At 63.1% G+C, this 1,137-nt stretch carries 1 protein-coding gene; it reads left to right on the top strand.

Annotated features, from left to right (window positions below; translation table 11 throughout):
• Positions 1-49 precede the first annotated feature (49 nt).
• On the top strand, positions 50-1,126 hold the full coding sequence (locus tag AC1DUN_RS24165; protein WP_477716195.1) for an IS30 family transposase: 1,077 nt from the start codon (positions 50-52) through the stop codon (positions 1,124-1,126).
• The last annotated feature ends 11 nt before the right edge of the window (positions 1,127-1,137 follow it).

Genomic DNA, 1,137 nt, shown 5'->3' with positions numbered 1-1,137 from the left:
GTCTCAAGGGTGAAGTGCAACACTGCTCAACCCCAAAGACAGGAGCAGCATGACGAGCCACTACAGACACTTGAGCGCGGAAGACCGTGGAGCCATCATGACGATGAGTCTTCAGGGATGCAGCGCCAGAGCTATCGGGCGCGCCTTGTGCCGAGCCCCCAGCAGCATCACGCGTGAACTGCGGCGCAACGGCTACCTGCCTGTTGCCCATCAAACACACATGGGCAGGCCCCGAATCGCAGGAGGCTATGACGCCGTCAGGGCGGGCGTACGCGCCCGGCGCGTCAGGCGGCTTGCGCGCAGGCCCCGCAAGCTCTGCCAGGGCGGTGCCCTGTGGGGGCGGGTTCGCGGCCTTCTTGAGCAATTGTGGTCGCCCCAGCAGATCGCCGGTATCCTCAGGCGAGACCATCCTGGACAAGCCGCATTGCAAGCCTCTCACGAAACCATCTACACCGCCATCTATGCCAGGCCCAAGGGTGAGCTGCGCAAGGAGTTGACGGCGCTGCTGCGCCAGAGCCGGGGCGCGCGCAGGCCGCAAAGCCGCGCTGGCGCCGTAGGTGGAAGGGGAGTGCTGCAGGACATGCTGAGCATCCACGTGCGCCCGCCCGAGGCCAACGACAGGCTGGTGCCCGGCCATTGGGAGGGTGATCTCATAAAGGGCGCCAGGAACAAATCCTCGGTGGGCACGCTGGTGTGCAGGAGAACCTGCTTTGTGATGATCGTCAAGGTCGACGGCGCGACGGCACTGGACGTGTTCAGGGGCTTTGAAGCGGCGTTCGGCCCGCTGGATGAGGCCTTGCGCAAGACGCTGACGTACGACCAGGGCAAGGAGATGGCGCTGCACAAGAAGCTGGCAGAGAGCACGGGATTAAAGATTTACTTTGCTGACCCGCACAGTCCCTGGCAACGTGGCCGCAATGAGAACATCAATGGCCTGATCAGGCAGTACCTACCAAAGGGCACAGACCTGAGTGTGTACAGCCAGCGCCAGCTCGACCAGATCGCCTGGAGCCTGAACACGAGGCCACGGGCAACATTGGACTGGAAAACGCCCGCTCAAGCCTTCTTCGAAGACTGCATCGCGCACAATGCCCAGATTCCCCCAGGTGTTGCACTTGGTCCTTGAGACCGCCCGCC

The sequence above is a fragment of the Polaromonas sp. P4_F6 genome (assembly GCF_056401275.1).
Note: the sequence above shows the minus strand (reverse complement) of the source record. Positions and strands in the feature narration are given on the sequence as shown.

Coding starts and splice junctions, on each gene's coding strand:
- AC1DUN_RS24165 (WP_477716195.1), top strand. CDS start 50: ATGACGAGCCACTACAGACACTTGAGCGCGGAAGACCGTGGAGCCATC.